This is a genomic window from Chitinophaga caeni, from assembly GCF_002557795.1.
Lineage (GTDB): Bacteria > Bacteroidota > Bacteroidia > Chitinophagales > Chitinophagaceae > Chitinophaga > Chitinophaga caeni.
This window is the reverse complement of the sequence record NZ_CP023777.1, coordinates 2158857-2178241: the sequence shown is the minus strand read 5'-3', so window position 1 is coordinate 2178241 and position 19385 is coordinate 2158857. Positions and strand designations below refer to the sequence as shown.

14 protein-coding genes are annotated in these 19385 nt (G+C 43.6%); 12 read left to right on the top strand and 2 right to left on the bottom strand.

The window, feature by feature from the left end:
• Positions 1 to 45 precede the first annotated feature (45 nt).
• Positions 46 to 1341: an aminopeptidase P N-terminal domain-containing protein gene (locus COR50_RS09115; protein ID WP_098193700.1), complete on the bottom strand. Its 1296-nt coding sequence runs from the start codon at positions 1339 to 1341 to the stop codon at positions 46 to 48.
• Positions 1342 to 1724: 383 nt separating this feature from the next.
• On the opposite strand from COR50_RS09115, the gene pckA reads away from it, so the two are divergent.
• The 4 genes from pckA to COR50_RS09095 all read left to right on the top strand — a co-directional run bounded on the left by pckA (position 1725) and on the right by COR50_RS09095 (position 7042).
• Positions 1725 to 3329, top strand: coding sequence for a phosphoenolpyruvate carboxykinase (ATP) (gene pckA / locus COR50_RS09110; protein WP_098193699.1), 1605 nt, complete (start codon positions 1725 to 1727; stop codon positions 3327 to 3329).
• A gap of 125 nt (positions 3330 to 3454) precedes the next feature.
• A complete protein-coding gene (folD, locus tag COR50_RS09105; RefSeq protein ID WP_098193698.1) occupies positions 3455 to 4342 on the top strand; it encodes a bifunctional methylenetetrahydrofolate dehydrogenase/methenyltetrahydrofolate cyclohydrolase FolD in 888 nt (295 codons plus the stop codon).
• 110 nt (positions 4343 to 4452) lie between these two features.
• Positions 4453 to 5082, top strand: a complete 630-nt coding sequence (locus COR50_RS09100) for a 7-carboxy-7-deazaguanine synthase QueE (RefSeq protein WP_232516323.1) — start codon at positions 4453 to 4455, stop codon at positions 5080 to 5082.
• 64 nt (positions 5083 to 5146) lie between these two features.
• Positions 5147 to 7042, top strand: a complete 1896-nt coding sequence (locus COR50_RS09095) for an OmpA family protein (RefSeq protein ID WP_098193697.1) — start codon at positions 5147 to 5149, stop codon at positions 7040 to 7042.
• A 155-nt stretch (positions 7043 to 7197) separates the two neighbouring features.
• Here COR50_RS09095 and COR50_RS09090 read toward each other — a convergent pair whose 3' ends face one another.
• Positions 7198 to 8013 carry a 5'-nucleotidase, lipoprotein e(P4) family gene (locus COR50_RS09090; RefSeq protein ID WP_098196157.1) on the bottom strand — a complete coding sequence of 272 codons (816 nt, stop codon included), beginning with the start codon at positions 8011 to 8013 and terminating at the stop codon, positions 7198 to 7200.
• Positions 8014 to 8095: 82 nt separating this feature from the next.
• Between COR50_RS09090 and dprA the strand changes: the two genes are divergently transcribed.
• From dprA to COR50_RS22290, 8 genes are all read left to right on the top strand, one after another.
• Positions 8096 to 9196 (top strand): DNA-processing protein DprA, encoded by a 1101-nt coding sequence (gene dprA / locus COR50_RS09085; protein ID WP_098193696.1) that lies wholly within the window; start codon positions 8096 to 8098, stop codon positions 9194 to 9196.
• A gap of 113 nt (positions 9197 to 9309) precedes the next feature.
• Positions 9310 to 10785: an IMP dehydrogenase gene (gene guaB / locus COR50_RS09080; RefSeq protein ID WP_098193695.1), complete on the top strand. Its 1476-nt coding sequence runs from the start codon at positions 9310 to 9312 to the stop codon at positions 10783 to 10785.
• Between the two features lie 110 nt (positions 10786 to 10895).
• Positions 10896 to 12515: an apolipoprotein N-acyltransferase gene (gene lnt, locus COR50_RS09075; protein ID WP_098193694.1), complete on the top strand. Its 1620-nt coding sequence runs from the start codon at positions 10896 to 10898 to the stop codon at positions 12513 to 12515.
• On the top strand, positions 12508 to 13317 hold the full coding sequence (locus tag COR50_RS09070; protein ID WP_098193693.1) for an alpha/beta fold hydrolase: 810 nt from the start codon (positions 12508 to 12510) through the stop codon (positions 13315 to 13317). Before lnt ends, COR50_RS09070 begins: the two co-directional genes overlap by 8 nt.
• A gap of 21 nt (positions 13318 to 13338) precedes the next feature.
• Positions 13339 to 15921, top strand: coding sequence for a PKD domain-containing protein (locus tag COR50_RS09065; protein ID WP_157760711.1), 2583 nt, complete (start codon positions 13339 to 13341; stop codon positions 15919 to 15921).
• A 125-nt stretch (positions 15922 to 16046) separates the two neighbouring features.
• Complete coding sequence (locus COR50_RS09060; protein ID WP_098193691.1) at positions 16047 to 17978, top strand: T9SS type B sorting domain-containing protein; 1932 nt, start codon at positions 16047 to 16049, stop codon at positions 17976 to 17978.
• Positions 17979 to 18041: 63 nt separating this feature from the next.
• Positions 18042 to 18806: an SDR family NAD(P)-dependent oxidoreductase gene (locus COR50_RS09055; RefSeq protein ID WP_098193690.1), complete on the top strand. Its 765-nt coding sequence runs from the start codon at positions 18042 to 18044 to the stop codon at positions 18804 to 18806.
• A gap of 250 nt (positions 18807 to 19056) precedes the next feature.
• On the top strand, positions 19057 to 19212 hold the full coding sequence (locus tag COR50_RS22290; protein WP_157760709.1) for a hypothetical protein: 156 nt from the start codon (positions 19057 to 19059) through the stop codon (positions 19210 to 19212).
• Positions 19213 to 19385 lie beyond the last annotated feature (173 nt).

Sequence of the window (19385 nt, the reverse complement as noted above, 5' to 3'; positions counted from 1 at the left end):
TATAAAAATCCCTGCAAGTAGGCATGCAGGGATCATAAAATATTATTATTTCGACTGCATGATGGCTTCGATCTCTTCAGCCGTAACCGGGATATTTTTCATTAAATCTATATTATCGCTTTCACGTACCCAAATGTTGTTCTCGATACGGATGCCCATCTGTTCTTCCTCGATGTAAATACCCGGCTCTACCGTTACCACGGCATCTACCGGTAAAGGTTTGTACATGGATGGCCCCAGGTCATGAACATCCACGCCCAGGTGATGCGAGATACCATGGTACAAATACTTGCGGTAAGCGCGGTTAGCAGGATCTTCATTCTTCACATCGGCATCGGTCAACAAGCCCAATTTTATAAATTCCTTCGTTGCTTCATCGCCCATCTGCTCGTGGTACTCGGCAATCAAAATGCCCGGCTTGAGCAAGCTTTTCGCGTAGTTATGTAGATGTAAACACGCATTATACACTTCCCTTTGCCTGTCGGTAAACTTTCCGCTAACGGGCACCGTGCGGGAAAGATCCGCGTTGTAACCTCCGTATTCAGCGCCGAAATCCATTAAAATCAATTCCCCATCCTTGCATTCCTGGTTATTGGAAACGTAGTGTAAAATGCGGGCACGGTCGCCTGATGCGATAATAGATCCGTATGCTTCGCCACGGGAGCGGTTCATCAAGAATTCGTGCAAGATTTCCGCCTGGATTTCATATTCCCAAACACCCGGTTTGATAAACTTCAATATCCTGCGGAAAGCTTTTTCCGTGATATCCATCGCTTGTTGCATTACCACGATTTCTTCGGGCGTTTTGGCAGCTCTTAGCTCCTTCAATATCGTAGCGGCCCTCAAATATTGATGTAAAGGATAACGCTCTTTCATGGCCGCTGCATAGCGATAATCACGCACGGGAACCAAGCTAGATTTACGGTTATTTTCGTTCGAATTGAGATAGATATTCGCCGCATCGTGGATCCAAGGCTGCAATAAACCATCGAGGCTGTCTAACCAAACGATCGTTTTAATACCTGAAATCGCGGTAGCTTCATGCGAGCGTAAACGGTGGCCATCCCATTTTTCCTTCAGTTCGTTGGGGCGCACTAAAACTAACACCTCGCGGTACTTCGGATCCGGGTTATCCGGGAAAAGTATCAACATGGTATCTTCCTGTTCGATACCTGTTAACCAATACAGATCCGAATTTTGTTTGAAAGGGTATAAAGCATCGCCATTGGTAGGCAGTTCATCATTAGAGTTAAAAATCGCTATCGAATTAGGTTTCATCCTGTCAATGAAGCGGGCACGGTTCTTTACAAAGATCACCGGGTCTAAGGGTAATGCTTTCATTATATAATACTTTTATTTTTATGAGTTCAAAGCGGTTCAAGTGGCATCAAACCTACACAGATTTAAGCAATCAACAAAAAGAAGCTGTAGCTGATAAACCGGAATTATCCAAATCCTATCATATTTTATCGCTATATAAATACACATTTTCGCATAACACAATATGTTAAAATTAAATCGCTGCATTCCCAATGTGGATATCATACTTTCCGGGCATAAGTCATTGAAAATCCCTTATATGAAATCGATATAAATTAAATAAAATCTAACACATCCAAGGTAATCCTACCCGAGTATCTAAATTTAGATGGTGTAACGTCTATAAAAATTGATAACATCAAAAATTACCTAGCTTTGTTCTTACACCAAAACAATCTTTCTTTATGCACATCAGTAGTGTAAGAGATACTCTTACAGAATTAAAGGAATTAGGCATAGAGAACATCGAAAACGTACATTATCAATTAACTCCAACCGAGTTGGTTGAGCAAACTGTCGCCCTGAACCAGGGTCAATTGACGGATACCGGCGCCCTAGTAGTAAATACGGGCGAATTTACGGGCCGTTCACCTAAAGACAAGTTTATCGTTAAAGATGAACTCACTGCCAACAGTGTTGATTGGAATGATTTCAACCTTCCGTTCAGCCCGGAAAATTTCGAGAAGCTCTACAACAGGATTACCAGCTACCTCGCGGGAAAAGAAGTATGGGTAAGAGATTGTTACGCTTGTGCTGATCCTAATTACCGCGTGAATATCCGCGTTGTGAATGAACAGCCATGGGCAAATTTGTTTGCTTACAACATGTTTCTTCGCCCTACGGAAGAGGAATTGGAACACCTGGAACCCGGTTGGACGATCATCCAAGCTCCCGGATTCAAAGCCGATCCCGTTATTGATGCTACCCGCCAACACAACTTCGCCGTTGTAAGCTTCAGCAAGAAAATGATCCTCATCGGCGGTACTTCATATACCGGCGAAATCAAGAAGGGTATCTTTACTGTCTTAAACTATATTTTGCCCCATGATAAGGGTGTATTGAGCATGCACTGCTCAGCCAACCAGGGACAGGATGGAGATACAGCTATTTTCTTCGGTTTAAGCGGTACCGGTAAAACCACGCTGAGCGCCGATCCTAACCGTAAATTGATCGGTGATGACGAGCATGGTTGGACAACTGATTCGGTTTTTAACTTCGAAGGTGGCTGTTATGCTAAAACAATCGACTTAAGCGAGGAAAAAGAACCGCAAATCTTCAATGCTATCAGGGACGGCGCCCTGTTGGAAAATACCGGGTTTTACCCGGGTACTAACAGGATCAATTATGCTGATAAAAGCATTACTGAAAACACGAGGGTGTCTTATCCCTTGAGTTATATCGATAATGCCCTGGAGCCTTCCATCGGTAATCTTCCTAAAAACATATTTTTCCTGACCTGCGATGCTTACGGCATCCTGCCGCCAATTTCAAAATTGACGCCCGGGCAAGCTATGTACCAGTTCATTTCGGGCTATACGGCCAAAGTTGCCGGTACGGAAGCAGGTATCACGGAGCCTAAATCAACCTTCAGCGCTTGTTTCGGTGCGCCTTTCATGCCTTTGCATCCTGCCAAATATGCGCAGATGTTAGGGGAAAAGATGCGCCAGCAAAAGGTGAATGTTTGGTTGATCAACACCGGTTGGACCGGCGGCGCTTACGGAACGGGAAACCGCATCAAGTTGAAATTTACCCGCAGTATGATCGGGGCTGCCCTGGATGGTAAACTGGATAAGGTAACATACTTAAAACATGATGTTTTCGGTATCGCTTACCCTGTTAGCTGCCCCGGCGTGCCTGCCGAGATACTCGATCCGAGGAACACTTGGAGCGATAAAGCTCAATACGATGCAAAAGCCAAGGAATTAGCAGGGCAGTTTGTCCGTAATTTCCAAAAATACGCATCCCAATCAGATGCGGAAATATTGGCTGCCGCACCGAAGGCCGAATAAATTTAACAACCAGTTTAATTGATGTATTTGTACGGGAGGCACCCTTAACCGGGTGTCTCCTTTTCGTGTTAAGGCAAAAAATTAGGCGCTTGATTATAATTCAAATATCCTATGTACCTTTGCACATGCAAATTTTGGACGGTAAACTAGTTTCTGCGGCGATCAAGGCCCAATTGGCCGAACAGGTGACCGCATTAAAAGCAATTGGAAAAAAGATTCCCCACCTGGCCGCTATCCTCGTGGGAAATAACGGGGCTAGCGAAACATACGTAGCTTCCAAGGTAAAATCTTGCGCGGAAATCGGGTTCAACTCTACACTGCTCCGCTTCGATGAACAAATTTCCGAAAAGCATTTATTGGATCAAATCACTTCCCTGAACGAAAATGCGGATATCGATGGCATCTTGGTTCAATTGCCATTGCCGAAGCATATCAACGAGGAACTCGTGATTAACCAAATCGATCCCAGCAAGGATGTAGATGGCTTCCACCCCATGAACGTAGGTAAGATGGTCAGCGGATTGCCTACTTACATCCCCGCTACCCCTTACGGTATCATGCTAATGTTACAGCATTACAATATCGATACCAAGGGTAAGCATGCTGTTATTATCGGTCGTAGCCATATCGTGGGAACCCCGATGAGCATCTTGTTGAGCCGCAACAGCAATCCCGGCAACTGCACCGTTACATTAACGCACTCCCACACCAAGAACCTGAAAGAGTTATGTTTACAGGCAGACATTATCGTGGCCGCGATCGGTAAGCCGAATTTCGTAACGGCAGATATGGTGAAAGATGGCGCTATCGTGATCGATGTAGGTATTAACCGTATTGCCGACAGTAGCAAGAAAAGCGGTTTCAGACTCGTTGGTGATGTTGATTTTCAAGCGGTTGCCCCGAAATGTAGCTACATCACCCCGGTTCCGGGCGGTGTAGGTCCCATGACGATCGCCGCGCTGTTGAAAAACACGTACCTAGCGGCCATCGGGCAGAAGGGCGGAATGAACTAAGGTTAATTTAATTAAGATATAAAAGCCTGCATTCCAAGTGGATGCAGGCTTTGCAGTTGTTATCCGCAATAATATTTGGGGATGGCCTGTAGAAATAGGAATTTTGCATTATGCAGACGCAGACGATGAACATCATACAGACAGATACCTTACCCGTGATGGAAGCATTTTATACCTTGCAAGGGGAAGGTTTTTACCAAGGGCAGGCTGCCTATTTTATCCGCTTAGGTGGTTGCGATGTAGGTTGCCATTGGTGTGATGTGAAAGATAGTTGGGATATCGACAAACATCCCAGGCAAGCTGTCCGGGAAATTGTGGATACCGCTGCTTCCCAGCCCGGCAGGATAGCCGTAATTACCGGTGGAGAACCTTTACTGCATGATCTAACGCTGCTAACTAAGTACTTGCATAAGGCGGGCTTCCGAACACATATCGAAACTTCCGGCTCATCGCCCATCAGCGGATCTTTGGACTGGATCACGCTCTCCCCGAAAAAATTTAAAGCGCCGTTAACAGAAGTTACCCAGCGCGCCCACGAGTTAAAAGTAGTTATCTATAATAAATCGGACTTTGCCTGGGCCGAAAAATATGCGGCGCAAACCAACAAGCATTGCAAACTATACCTACAACCGGAATGGAGCCGCGCTGCTGAAATGACACCTTTAATCGTTGATTATATCAAGGAAAATCCCCAATGGCAACTTTCCCTGCAAATACATAAATATATTAACGTTCCTTAATATCTAAGCTTTCCATAGCCAATATCCTGGTCTTTTTTTCGTTACTTTGACAACGGGAAAGACTATGAAAAAACAAACCTTATTATTGGCCTGTTTACTTGCCTGGTCCTGCATTTCATGGGCGCAGGCTGTAAATTATACCTCCGCGGGAAAAAAAGCCCAGCATAATTATGATAAAGCCGTGGAAGCGCTACGTTTCTACCGGGACGATGAAGCTATTAAATACCTGGAAGCAGCGTTAAAATCCAGTCCCAATTTTATTGAAGCCATGGGACAGATGGGTTTCATCCGCTTACAACTCAAGCAATATTCCGAAGCAATTGCCTATTTCGAAAAAATGATGCAGCTGGATCCTGACCAGTTAAAATTAATCGGGTTTGCCTACAGCAAATCATTGGCCGGAACCGGGAAATTCCAGGAAGCGCTGGATATGATTCAGCGGTATTTGGAAGTAGCCAGAAATACGACCAATAAGCCTTTACTGTTCAGGGAAAACATGAAGTTCGCTGTAAATAACAGCCAACCCGTTCCTTTCGAACCGAAAAATCTCGGGCCTAACATCAACTCGGCCGAACCGGAATATTTTCCATCAACGACGATCGATCTATCAACACTCATATTTACCAGGCGTGTAAAAAATGTAAATGAAGATTTTTTCATGTCGCATAAAGACAGTACCCATCCCTGGTCGCCGGCAGTAAATATGGGCGAGCCTATTAACACATCATACAACGAGGGGGCGCAAAATATTTCTCAAGATGGTGAAATGATCGTATTCACGGGTTGCGACTTCCCTGAAGGATTCGGAAGTTGCGATATTTATTATTCTATCAAGGAAAACGGGCAATGGTCACAACCTCAAAACATCGGCAAGGCAATAAATACCGATGCGTGGGAAACACAACCATCTTTATCTGCCGATAATCAAACGTTGTACTTCGTTCGCGGCACCTCCAATCACGGCCACGACATTTATACCAGCACCAGGGATCGGAACGGTAACTGGACTACAGCCGTTCCGCTTGGATCCACGATCAATACGGATGGAAATGAAACCACACCATTTATCCATGCCGACAACCAAACATTATTTTTTGCTTCCGATGGATGGCCCGGTTATGGACAGCAAGATATTTTTGTTTCTAAACGCCAGGCCGATGGCAGTTGGGGCAAACCTTTAAATTTAGGCTACCCGATCAATACTATCGAAGAAGATGCCAGCTTGGTTGTAGCGGCAGATGGCAAAACGGCCTACTTTGCTTCCGACCGACCGGATGGCTACGGGCAACTTGATATTTATAGTTTTGAATTATATCCAAGCATACGGCCATCGCGCACCATTTATGTAAAAGGAAATGTGTATGACTCTTTAACCAGGGAGCCGCTCATCGCCGTTATTGATCTCATTGATTTATCGAATGGTCAGACTTCCGCCACTATACGTAGTGACAAAACAGGAAACTTCCTGGTTCCGCTACCTGTCGGCAAAGATTATGCATTCAATGTAAACCGCAGGGGGTATTTATTCTATTCGGATCATTTCACCTTAACAAAGGATCTGGACCATTCCAAGCCATTTGAACGGGATATTCCGTTACAACCTTTAGCGATCGATGCAGAAATCGTATTAAAGAATATCTTCTTTGCCACCAAGGAATACAAACTGGAAGCAGCATCGGAAGTTGAATTGAATAAACTAGTAGCGTTGCTGGAAAACAACCCCGGCATGAAAGTAGAAATCAACGGTCATACCGACAATGTAGGAAAGGATGAAGATAATATGGTATTATCTCGAAACAGGGCCAAATCCGTTGTAGACTATATCATTGCTAAAGGAATAGATCCTGGAAGAATTACCGCGAAAGGCTACGGCGAAACACAGCCCGTTGCCGACAATAATACGGAAGAAGGCCGCGCACAAAACCGCAGAACCACACTGAAGATACTAAGCTTACACTAAAAAAAATTGACACTGCAATAAATATTGCAGTGTCAATTTTTATCAAATAAAATACTTTTAAAATAGACAACCTCCGCCACCACATCTCGTAAAAATAACACATAAAACATACAACAAAATCCGTATCATCAGCGTCACCTGCACAATCCCTGACCTTAGCGAACCAGCCTTGCCCGCAACAAACTATCCCTCTGACCCATCCCGGCACCGTATTGGTAATCGATCAACGCATTCTGCCAATCACCGTACATGGCATTCGGCAACATAATAAATTTATCCCCGAATTGCACCCTCAATGAATCAACAACAGCATTGCGTTCCGCGGTCGATTTATGCCCTTCAAATACATCCGCGAAATCCGCAAGATTATCGCCTAACAGCATCACGATTTCAAACTTTTTAGACACCTCGTTCCTGCGATCCGCTTTAGAAGAAGTGGTAGACTTCAATAACAGGTGTTCATTATCCGCGAAAGGGAAACCGAAGGACTTTAAATTCTTCAAAGTAGCGGTTGCTTCATTCGTTTTCCGGTTACTGATATAGTAAATTGTTACGCCGCGGGAAGCAGCATATTTAAAGAAACTAGCGCCGCCGGGAACCGTATCTGCGCTGGCTTTATCAGTCCATACCTTCCAGCTTTCATCAGAATACTCCTTGCCTTCTAAAGCGCGGCCGGCACTATAAGGACTATTATCCAGGATCGTTTCATCGATATCAGTTACGATCGCGATTGGACGAAATGTTTGTCTTGTCAACAATACATCTAAACGCATTTTGGCAAGTTGGTACGCCTGGAAGCATAAAGCCCTGTATTCACCGGCGTGTTGCGTGTACAAAGCGCCCCAAGCAGGCCCGCCGGGTAACAGCAAATACGGTTGCTCCGGGGAAGATGAATCACGGCTAACATGTTGCGATGTTTTACACGCACTCAAAATACAGATGAGTATGATAAAAATGTTCAAGCGTTTCATAAGCGAAAAAAATGAAATAAAATGCCCGGTAAAAGTCGTTAGAAAAAAGTAAATTGATGAATAATATTTTGTTAACCCGAACATGCAAGAAGAATTACTTTTCCAGGTAGCACTCACCATGATACCTCAAATTGGGAATGCCATTGGAAGGGAGTTATTAGAACATGTTGGCGCAGCCAGCGACATCTTCAAACTCTCCAGGCGTAAATTAGAACTAATTCCGAGCGTGGGCCCCATTAGGGCGCAGATAATTAAATCCTTCCAGGATTTTGAACGTGTGGAGCAGGAATTAAAGTTCATAGAAAAATATAACGTTCAAACATTGTGGTTGCAGGATGCGGCTTATCCGCAAAAGTTAAGTCATTGCAACGATGCTCCCCTAATGCTGTATTTTAAAGGAAATGCAGATTTGAACCGGGAGCGCATCATCAGTATCGTTGGAACACGCCATCCTTCAGCTTACGGGCTTCAATTATGCCGAGACCTGGTTACAGATCTGAATGATAAAAACGTAATGATCATTAGCGGATTAGCTTACGGGATCGATATCGCGGCGCACAGGACCTGCTTAAAAACCGGCATACCTACTATCGGCGTTTTGGGGCATGGCTTGGATCGAATTTATCCACAAATACACCTGCCGGAAGCAAGGGAAATGTTACAACATGGCGGCCTGTTAACCGACTTCCCCAGCAGGACGGAACCCGGGCGCCAGCATTTCCCGAGAAGAAACCGTATCGTTGCCGGGCTGTCATCGGCCACAATAGTGATCGAATCCGGTGAAAAGGGCGGCTCCATGATAACGGCCAGGCTTGCATTTGATTACAACAGGGATGTTTTCGCATTCCCCGGGCGTGTTAACGACCCGGCATCCCGGGGATGCTTGCAACTGGTGCAATCACAAAAGGCAGCCCTCGTCAAAAATGCACAAGATATTCTCGAAGCTTTGGGTTGGGAAGACAACAGGCTTAGAACCTACACGCCGCAAAGATCGATCTTCCCGTCCCTGGGGAATGATGAGGTAATAATTTTCAATCTATTACAAAATCATAAAATTTTGCATATCGATGATATTACCCGCGAATCGGGTTTCAATACAGGCAAGGCGAACGGGATACTGTTGGGATTGGAGCTGCAATCGGTCATAAGAACCTTACCGGGAAAGATGTATGAATTGTTATAAAATCATTATGAGAATAGAAATATGATACTCCCGTGAAAGATGAATTTTATTATTCCCATAATTAAGCGTACATTTGCGTGCAATTATTTTTTAACTGAATCAATAATTGCAACATGCCTGCGGGAAAATCCAAACCGAAATTTGTAGCGGATGGCCTCACCTTTGATGACGTACTGATTGTACCGGCTTATTCGGAAGTTCTACCAAGAGAGGTAAATACTGCCACTCAACTTACCAAAAACATACGTATTAACATACCTATGGTATCTGCCGCGATGGATACTGTAACGGAAGCTGAATTGGCAATTGCCCTAGCCCGTGAAGGGGGCGTTGGTATTCTGCATAAAAGCATGAGTATCGAAAGGCAAGCCGAAATGGTACGTAAAGTGAAGCGTAGCGAAAATGGCTTAATCCTCGACCCACTCACACTGCCTGCCGATTCTACCATCGGCCACGCATTGAAAGTGATGAAGGAAAATAAAATCGGCGGTATTCCAATCGTCAGCAAAGACAACAAGCTTGTTGGTATCCTGACCAACCGTGATCTCCGCTTCGAAAAAAACACGAAACGCTCGATCAGCGAGGTAATGACCAAGGAAAACTTGATTACCGCACCAGAGGGAACCGACCTTAAAAAAGCTGAAAAAATCCTCCAACAATATAAAATCGAAAAATTACCTGTCGTTAGTAAGCAAGGTAAATTGGTCGGTTTAATTACTTACCGCGATATCATCCAACTCAAAAGCTACCCTAATGCAGCTAAAGACGGTTATGGTCGCTTACTGGCAGGCGCCGCTCTAGGTATCACCAACGATATCCTGGAAAGGGCGCAAGCTTTGATCAACGTTGGGGTGGATGTAGTATCGCTGGATAGCTCACACGGCCATTCCAAGGGCGTAGTAGAAGCGTTGAAAAAATTAAAGAAAGCATTTCCAAAATTAGAAGTGATAGCCGGGAACGTGGCAACAGCCGAAGGCGCACTTGCCTTGTACCAAGCCGGGGCCGATGCCGTTAAAGTAGGAGTAGGACCTGGTTCCATCTGTACTACCCGCATCGTTACAGGTGCAGGTTTCCCACAATTATCCGCTATCATGGATGCTTCCGCAGCATTGAAGAAAACCGGGGTTCCGGTGATTGCAGATGGCGGCATCCGCTATACAGGCGATATGGTGAAAGCCTTAGTGGCCGGCGCTTCCGCTGTAATGGCAGGTTCTATCTTCGCAGGTGTCGAAGAAAGTCCGGGAGAAACGATCATTTACGAAGGACGTAAGTTCAAATCATACCGGGGGATGGGTTCTATCGAAGCGATGACAGAAGGTAGTAAAGACCGTTATTTCCAGGACCAGGAAGATGATATTAAGAAATTGGTTCCAGAAGGGATCGTGGGACGTGTTCCTTATAAAGGAACCTTGAGCGAAGTGATACAGCAATTCACAGGCGGTTTACGCGCCGGTATGGGATTGAGCGGATCTAAAGACATGAAAGCATTACAAAATGCTCAATTCGTGAAAATCACCGCTGCCACCGTACGCGAAAACCATCCTCACGATGTAGTCATAACAAAAGAAGCACCGAACTACAGCAGGTAGTAATATACCCGCTGTTGTTCCAGTAAAAAATAACTTCCCGCACGGTTAACACCGCTGCGGGATTTTTTTTCAAATCAAAAGGCTATTTTTGATACCTATAGCAGCGCCTTATGAAGACAAGCATACCAAGCAAGATTCAATATTTACTGTTAAGCATTTTATCGGGATTATTACTCTGGGCATCTTGGCCAACCTCCCCGCTTACCTTCTTGATATTCATCGCCTTTATCCCGATCATTATCTTGGCAGAAAGGATAGAAAAGGTGGCAACGTACGCCCTGCTAACCTTTTTATCTTTACTGGTTTGGAACGTAGGTACCACCTGGTGGGTTGGCAATACCCCCGTTCCGGCTAGCGGCGTGTTTGCGAATATTTTCAATAGCATGCTAATGTTGTTCCCTTTGCTAGCCTTCCGCGGAACATTGCACCGTTTCGGGAAACCCGTTGGATATTTAAGCCTGGTGGTATACTGGCTCACCTTCGAGCATATTCATTATAATTGGGAACTAAGTTGGCCTTGGCTTACAGTTGGAAATGTGTTCGCGATGCATCCCAATTGGATCCAGTGGTATGAATACACGGGAAGCAGCGGGGGAACGCTTTGGGTTTTGCTAGTGAATATATTGATATATAGGGCTGTATTATACGCTTTTACCGATCAAAAAGTGAAAAAGAAACTCCTGCAATTTATAGTACCCGCAGCCATTATATCTATACCGATTTTACTGGGCCCTTCCTTGAGATTCATCGGTACATTCATATTAAAAGCTAGAAGTATCGAAGTTGTAATAGTGCAACCTAATATCGATCCGTACGATGAGAAGTTTGATGCGGGGAGCTCGTTAGAACAATTAAATCACCTGCTGGAACTTACATCGCGAAAAATCACATCGAATACCAGGTATATAATTTGGCCTGAAACTGCCTTATTTACGACTAGCGTCCAGGAAAACCGCATAAATCAAACACTGGAATTACGTAGTATCAGGAACTTTTTACAATCATATCCCGATGCTACAATCATTACCGGTGCAGTTACCTATAAATTTTATACTGCCGGTGAGGAAATACCTTCAACCAGCAGGGTAACTGAAAACGGGGATCATTACGATGTATTTAATTCCGCGCTACAAATCGATACTTCGCAGGCCGTTCAAATATATCATAAATCGAAGCTGGTTCCCGGTGTAGAGCTAATCCCGTACTTAAGATATTTTAGTTTTTTAAAAGACCTGGCCTTAGATTTTGGCGGCATTACCGGTAGTTATGGTAGAAACGGCGGCGTACCTTTTTTTTCCAACCCTAAATATGATATAAACACCTTGCCTTTAATTTGCTATGAATCTGTATATAGCGAATATGTGGCGGAAACGGTAAGAAAAGGCCCTAATTTCATTGCAATTATCACCAATGACGGTTGGTGGGGAGATACGCAAGGCTACAAGCAGCACTTGCAATACGCGAGGATACGTGCGATCGAAACGCGGAGGTGGATCGCGCGGAGCGCCAACACGGGCAGTTCCGCATTTATCAGCCCATCCGGTGCAATTATCGACCCTCAACCATATTGGCAAGCCAGCGTTATTAGTTATAACCTGAAAACACTTCCATTTCAAACATTTTATGTGAAATATGGAGACTATCTAGCCAAAATTAGCGTTCTTATAACTTTAGCTTTGTTGGTTTATAGCATCGTCCATAGAATTATACAAAGGAGAAAACATGTATAAAACGATAACCTACCAAGATCATCATACAGGCGCCTATTTAGTAGAGGGAACAGGTCCGACCGTCGTCTTGCTACATGGATTTGCAGAAGATAATAGTGTTTGGCAATATCAAATTGATTATCTTAGTAACAGGAATAAGTTAATTGTACCGAATTTCCCGGGAACCGGAAATGCCGATCTAAACGCCGAACAACTCAGCATCGAAGGTATGGCGGATTATATCAACACCATCCTTGAATTTGAAAACGAGGAACAGGTAATCATGATCGGCCATTCTATGGGAGGATACGTAAGCTTAGCCTTTGCAGAGAAATATCCTTCCAAGCTGAAAGGTTTCGGGCTATTTCATTCATCAGCATTAGCAGATACCCCGGAAAAGGTAAGCGCCAGGGAAAAATCCATCCGGATGATACGGGAGTATGGTAATGAAGCCTTTATAAAACAAGCGATCCCCAATATGTTCGGGGAAAATTATAAAAAAGAATACCCGGATTTATTAGCAGAATATATCCGTAGAGCCAATGGTATAGCAACGGAAACTTTAATTGCTTATTATGAAGCAATGATTCATAGGCCAGGTAGAACCAAAATCTTGCAGGAAACTACCGTACCGGTACTATTCATCATAGGAACAGATGATAACGCGGTTCCCCTAGATGTCATAACCCCTCAAACATCTTTGCCGATGGTTAGTAGCATCCACGTATTACAAGGGGTAGGTCATATGGGCTTATGGGAGGATTTCGAAGAGAGCAACTTCCAGTTGCAAGCATTTATAGACTTTTGTATGAGCCGGTCTTGAGAGCAGCATAAGTATGTGACCGTGAAAAAATTATTATTAATCCTGATATTGACACTCGTAGCCCTCCCGCTATGGGCCGATCACGTGGTCGGTGGGGAGATGGTATACCGTTTCATCAGTTCCTCCGGGGGAAATACAACTTACCTCGTTCAATTAAAATTATTTATCCGCTGCGATGCCGAAACGGGACAAATAGATGGCTCCGCTCCTATTTCGGCAATAGATATGGATAATGGCAGTGAATACACTACCGAATCTGCCAAGTTAAGAAGTAACATAATAATCGATAATAGTAATTCAGAAATTGATCCCTGTATAATTTCTCCACCAAAAATTTGTTATAGGATATGTACCTATGAAACAAGGATAACTCTTCCGGATAATGTTCGGGGCTATACGTTAGCCTATCAAAGATGTTGTCGCCGGGCAGGTTTGACTAATATCATTTCTATGGGTAATACCGTGGGGGGTACTTATTCGGCGTTCATCCCCGCAAATTCTTATGAGAATAACAGCCCATTTTTCGACAAAGAGAAAGTAGTCATCATGTGTTCGGGCAAACCCTTTACATATGATTACCATGCCGCCGACCCTGATGGTGATTCCCTAGTATATAAATTCGTTCCTGCCTATACGGGAGGTAGTGCCAATGTGCCGAGTCCTGATCCAGCTTCGAACCCTCCCTATTATTCAGTTCAATACCAATTCCCATTTTCAGCGGCTCAGCCACTGGGGAGGCGGGTGAAAATAGATTCCTCTACAGGACTTATCTCGGGAGATGCGCCTACCAGCGGACTTTACATAGTAACTGTTGCCGCGGAAGAATATAGGAACGGCATAAAACTAGGTGAACACCGCAAAGAGCTGATGCTTTCGGTAACTAATTGTGTGAAACAAGTAGTGGCAGCAGTACCGGTTAATTATCCAGACTTTTACAATTGCAAAAGTTATACGATTGATATACCGAACCTAAGCACCCCGGACAAAACTTATTACTGGAATTTCGGTGATGGAGATACACTTGTTACAAACGAGGGAGATATCATTCAACATACTTACGCGGATACAGGAGTTTATAAAGTTGTTTTAAAAGTAGATCCGATCAGTAATTGTAGCGATAGCACTACTTTTAACATCATCGTATTTCCGGAAAACCAATTCGATATTACTACATCCGGCCTATGCCTTACGAAGCCTACCAATTTCCAATTAAATGCTTCTATCGCGTATGGAGCCATTGATAGTTTAGCCTGGAATTTCGGAGATGGAGGCACGTCCGATCAAATTAATCCAATCTACCAATATAACAATAGTGGGAATTACAATGTATCAGTGTTTACCCAAACAACGAAAGGCTGCAAGGAAATGGTCCGAACGAGTGCAAATATTTACAATAAACCACCGTTGACAGCTTCGGCAGACACCGTTCTTTGTAAAACCAATTCATTACAAGTATCAGCAAATAGTAATGTTAGCGGAACATATTTCTGGTCCCCAAATTATGCTATTTCTGACCTGTCGATTAACAACCCCATTATAACACCATTAGAAGACACGACTTATACCGTAACTTTCACGGACGATATCGGTTGCGTGGCAACTAAGGACATTTTCATTGATGTCCGAGATACCTTATTGATATCAGCGGGTCTAGATTCATTGATTTGTACTGGAGATCCAATTAATTTGCACGGTGTTTCGGATGGTCCCTACGGATATGTTTGGAAGGATTTAAATACCCAAAATACGGTCAGTAACTCCCTGGAAACAATAATTACACCTACCAGTAATACAAATTATGAACTTACTGCGATGCTGGGTACCTGTAGAACAGTCGATACGGTCTCGTTTAGCTTGATAGATCCGCCCCGCGCCTTTGCCGGCCTCGATACCAGTATATGCTACGGAACCGTAGCTCATTTAAATGCCAGCGGGGGCGCTTTTTACCAATGGCAACCAGCGGATCAGGTCGCGAATGCAAACCTACCTAATACGATCACGGCACCGGTGGCGACTACGAATTTTACCGTTAGTGTTACGGATACTTTGGGTTGTCCTAAAGCGGTTCTTGATTCCGTTTTGGTAACCGTTATCCCCCCCGTGGAAGCATTTGCAGGAAATGATACGATTATCATCCGCGGCCAGCCTTTCCAATTAAACGCTACCGGGGGCACATATTACAGTTGGAGCCCAATAAACGGATTAAGCGACCCCAATATTGCAAACCCTTTTACAACCATCAACCAAGATTTTACATATACCGTTACGGCTTATACGCCGGAGGGATGTAATGGCAGCGATGATATTTTCATCCGCTTTATTACCGGACCCGATATGTATGTACCCACCGCTTTCTCACCTAACGGCGATGGCAGAAACGATGTTTTCCGTCCCGTGCCCGTTGGTATTACCCAACTGAAATATTTCCGCGTTTTTGACCGCTGGGGAAAACTCGTTTTCGAAACCAATGCTTATATGCAAGGTTGGGATGGATTCGTTGGAGGCAAAAAAGCCGATGCCGCAACTTACACCTGGTTAGCAGAAGGATTGGATATCAATGGAAAAACAATCCAAAGGAAAGGGTACGTAGTACTTTTACGCTAATACGCAACTATTTTGCAGCCTATCTTTTTACATTCACAAATGAACAATCACTATCAATATTGCATTTTATATGGTAGAACATTTATCGTAATTCTTTTATAGAACAGTAACCATAAATTACCCCGATGATTAAATGTTTCATATTAATCATAGGCTGTTGTTGTATCTTTTCAATTGCTTCAGCATACCATATAATTGGAGGGGAAATCTATTACCGGGCGCTAGGCATTAATCCTGCTACCAATAAAATTAAATACGTAATCACATTAAAACTTTACCGGGATGGTGATTTTGTATGCGGCACCCGGCAAGGATGCCTAGACATCTTTGAAGACCCGATTCCCATCTATATTTTCCGATCTAATGGATCTTTGCAGGAGGGCCCATTATTATTTAATATCAAAGAACGATACCCCTTAAGAGACACGCTAAAAAATCCTTGCTTAGCAGCACAAACAATCTATCTAGAAGTTGCCTATTACCGCGATACTGTTGAATTAGCGGCTATTCCGGGAGGCTATTACATTACCTACCAAAGATGTTGCAGGGGAGAAAATATTGTTAATATTATGAACTCTGCATTTGAAGGTTCCAATTTCCATGCTTTTATCCCGGGAACAGAATCCCGCCCCGGGAACAGCAGCGCCGTCTTTGTAAAAGATGAAGCTTTAGTTATTTGTTCAGGCATGCCCCTGAAATACACTTATACAGCAACCGACATAGACGGAGATAGCCTTGTTTATAATTTATGCGATGCGAAATCCGGGGGCACGGATAGGGTTTCAGAAGCGCAAACCGTGTACCCGCCACCATTTTCAGAAACGGTAAGATACGTGTCCCCCTATTCCGGGGAAAACCCGATGGGAGGCGATCCGCAGATAACAATTTCAACTGAAGGTATTATAACCGGAACACCTACACGAAGTGGAAGGTACGTAGTATCGGTTTGTGTAAGCGAGTATGATCGTGCAACTAAAAAGCTGATCGCGACGCATGCAAAAGATATCCTGATAACCGTTTTTAATTGTGCTACAGAAATCAAGGCAGGCATTAACGATGTTTTGCAGAACTGCCTGGACACGACTAGCATGGTGATCCCGATCGCTAATTACAGCAATGCCGGTTATACTTCAACATACCATTGGACATTCAGCGACGGGACAGATACTATCACTAACAACAAGAATGTATTCTTCCATACCTTGCCCGATACCGGTAGGTATACTTATTCACTAGTAGTAAACCGGGGCTTACCTTGTACGGATAGCACCAGCGGCGTGATCTATAATTACCCGGGGTTACGCGCAGGCTTCACGCTTTCGGGGGCATGTGCCGGGAAACCTGTTTATTTCGTTGATACTTCTTCGTATAAATACGGCATTATTACTTCTAATACTTGGAACCTGGACACGGACCCCCCTACCGTATTTACCGATTCGAAGAATTTTTCGATTATATACCCCGACCAAAATACCTATACCGTTTCCTTGACCCTCGAAACAAATAATGGATGTACGGAGATGGTTAGCCAATCATTTGATATATTCAAAGTAGAGGCTTTCGCGGGAAACGACACGATTTTAAGTTTCGGGCAAAGCATGCAATTAAACGGAACCGGGGGAGATTTTTACTCCTGGTATCCTAGTTCGGGTTTGAGTCAAACTAATATTGCCAATCCCACGCAATTTAATAACAACCAGGACATTACCTATGAATTGCTAGTGCAAAATAAGGCCGGTTGCGAAGATCGCGATACGATCAATATTAAGTATTATGCAGGTCCTGAAATATATGTGCCCACCGCGTTTACCCCGAATGGTGACGGCCAAAATGATATTTTCAGGTTTATACCAGTAGGCATCGTGGAATATAAATTCTTCAGGATATTTAACCGCTGGGGACAGGAGGTTTATTCTTCCGTAGACTTTAGAAAAGGTTGGGATGGCCGCATCAACGGCAACCTTGCTAATTCGGATACCTATGTTTGGGTTGTTGAAGGGAAAGATCTCAATGGGAATAGTGTATTACGTAAAGGTACCGTAACTTTATTGCGTTAAACATTATTATTAACACGAGTGAATTGTACCTGTACCCACGGTACAAGAAAATCATTATATCATATGAAAGGAATTATATTTATCACCGGAGCTACGGCAGGTTTCGGAGAAGCAATGGCAAGGAAATTTGCATCCGAAGGTTATGATCTGATCATTACCGGGAGAAGGGAAGAACGGTTGGAACAAGTACAAAAAGAATTGATTGAGCAGTACGGGATTAAAGTCCTACCCCTCATCTTCGATGTAAGGAACAAGGAAGCCGTTAACACTATCATCCCCATGATTCCCGAAGCATGGCAAAACATCGATGTATTAATAAACAATGCCGGTTTAGCATTGGATTTCTCCACGATCGATGAAGGGAATATGGATGATTGGGATACGATGATCGATACGAATGTAAAAGGTTTATTGTACGTTTCCCGGAATGTCATCCCCTGGATGAAAGCTAGGAAAAAGGGACACATTATCAATATTGGCAGTACGGCCGCGAAGCATGTTTACCAGAAAGGAAACGTGTACTGTGCTACCAAACATGCCGTGGATGCACTTTCACAGGCAATGAGAATAGACCTGTTGCCCTATCATATCAAGGTAACAGCGATCCATCCCGGTGCCGCGGAAACCGAGTTTTCCTTGGTTCGATTTAAAGGTGATGCCGGCAAAGCAGCAAATGTTTACAAGGGCTTCGAACCCTTGCATGCTGAAGACGTAGCACAGGTTGCATATTTCTGTACCACCCTACCGCCCCATGTTTGTATCAATGATTTGGTGATAACACCGACGCAGCAAGCCAACGCTTATTATACATATAAAGAAACAGATTAAAACGCCATGCAGGCTAGGAAAAGGTAAATTCGAAAAAAAATTTCATTTGCTTTTATAAGTTATAAAAAATACTTATATTTGTTTACCTGTATATTTGTCTTGAGATCAACCTATGAAAATATCTTTAGATCAAATTGATTTTCAAGACTTTAGCACAATCGCATTTAATAGATTACCAGACATTTATTCAATGATGATTGATGAGGGGGGAATGATTTTGCCTATTTAATCCTTTAAACCATATCGCCCTATGCTTACATTTGTTACTATTTACTTAGTTCGATTGTACTATCCTAGGTTAAAAGCGCAACAAAAGACTTACAACCGCCAAACGCGTAAGAACAATTACGGCAACTGGGCCGTAAAGCAGCATTGGCAAGGAGAAAGCAGTTATGCACTGGCATGAAATTATTAAGGCTAACAAAAAAATGTTAGCCTTTTTTATTGCCTATAAATTCACTAGAAACTACACGCAGCATAAAATTCCCTCGGCACAAGAGTGCGACGCAACGGACGTTTAATAGAAATCCTAGGGCCGGGGAAATAATTATTATTTACAGAATGAAACGGAATCGTATT

Excerpts from the sequence above, each read along its gene's own strand:
- dprA (WP_098193696.1), top strand. The coding sequence starts at position 8,096 with ATGCAAGAAGAATTACTTTTCCAGGTAGCACTCACCATGATACCTCAA.
- folD (WP_098193698.1), top strand. The coding sequence starts at position 3,455 with ATGCAAATTTTGGACGGTAAACTAGTTTCTGCGGCGATCAAGGCCCAA.
- COR50_RS09095 (WP_098193697.1), top strand. The coding sequence starts at position 5,147 with ATGAAAAAACAAACCTTATTATTGGCCTGTTTACTTGCCTGGTCCTGC.
- COR50_RS09055 (WP_098193690.1), top strand. The coding sequence starts at position 18,042 with ATGAAAGGAATTATATTTATCACCGGAGCTACGGCAGGTTTCGGAGAA.
- COR50_RS09090 (WP_098196157.1), bottom strand. The coding sequence starts at position 8,013 with ATGAAACGCTTGAACATTTTTATCATACTCATCTGTATTTTGAGTGCG.
- COR50_RS09060 (WP_098193691.1), top strand. The coding sequence starts at position 16,047 with ATGATTAAATGTTTCATATTAATCATAGGCTGTTGTTGTATCTTTTCA.
- pckA (WP_098193699.1), top strand. The coding sequence starts at position 1,725 with ATGCACATCAGTAGTGTAAGAGATACTCTTACAGAATTAAAGGAATTA.
- lnt (WP_098193694.1), top strand. The coding sequence starts at position 10,896 with ATGAAGACAAGCATACCAAGCAAGATTCAATATTTACTGTTAAGCATT.
- COR50_RS22290 (WP_157760709.1), top strand. The coding sequence starts at position 19,057 with ATGCTTACATTTGTTACTATTTACTTAGTTCGATTGTACTATCCTAGG.
- COR50_RS09115 (WP_098193700.1), bottom strand. The coding sequence starts at position 1,341 with ATGAAAGCATTACCCTTAGACCCGGTGATCTTTGTAAAGAACCGTGCC.
- guaB (WP_098193695.1), top strand. The coding sequence starts at position 9,310 with ATGCCTGCGGGAAAATCCAAACCGAAATTTGTAGCGGATGGCCTCACC.
- COR50_RS09100 (WP_232516323.1), top strand. The coding sequence starts at position 4,453 with ATGCAGACGCAGACGATGAACATCATACAGACAGATACCTTACCCGTG.
- COR50_RS09070 (WP_098193693.1), top strand. The coding sequence starts at position 12,508 with ATGTATAAAACGATAACCTACCAAGATCATCATACAGGCGCCTATTTA.